The sequence below is a fragment of the Vibrio sp. 2134-1 genome (genome assembly GCF_033339495.1).
Genome location: NZ_JAWOUS010000872.1, coordinates 1 through 538, shown reverse-complemented (window position 1 = coordinate 538; position 538 = coordinate 1). Strand labels below are relative to the sequence as shown.

The following is a 538-nucleotide window of genomic DNA, read 5'->3' as shown; positions in this document are numbered from 1 at the left end:
CCAAAAGCACATCATCGACTTTGATTACCGCACCAGCGGTATAGGCTTTATCTTCGTAGTAACAAATTCGCTGGCCTATTTTACCATCAGCAACCACCAAAGCCTTTGACTCCGGCGTACTGTAAGATTTGGCAAAAACTGAACCAGACAATAGCGCGACCATGGCGCTCAGAGTAAAAATAGAAACTCTTTTAAACTTCATAAATATCCCCTTATGCCCGAACAATACTAGCAAGGAAGTATTTCAGGTTCTTGGCAGAATCTCATATTCTAGCAATTTGTTCTTACTTCTCATTCCCAGATATTCCTCCACGTCGTTACGAACAACGGCGAGTTAAGCTCAGGCCGATATAGCCGTCACTGACTCTTTAGGTTATGCTTTTAACGTTTTTTATTGGAAAGTAATCGTTATGCGTTTCATCCCTTTCGCCCTCGCGTTAATTGCATTTAGCTCGTCTCCTAGTGCTTACGAGCTCGATTACTATTCCAAATTTGGCCATATCGACAACTATGGCAATCTAGATCTTCGAAACAAACC

Annotated in this window: 1 protein-coding gene; it reads right to left on the bottom strand. The window is 42.0% G+C overall.

Going from position 1 to position 538, the window contains the following annotated elements; genetic code table 11:
• Window positions 1–202, bottom strand: a 202-nt coding sequence (locus R7R78_RS28995) for a DUF1496 domain-containing protein (RefSeq protein ID WP_140341195.1), incomplete at its 3' end; no start/stop codon positions are given.
• Window positions 203–538 lie beyond the last annotated feature (336 nt).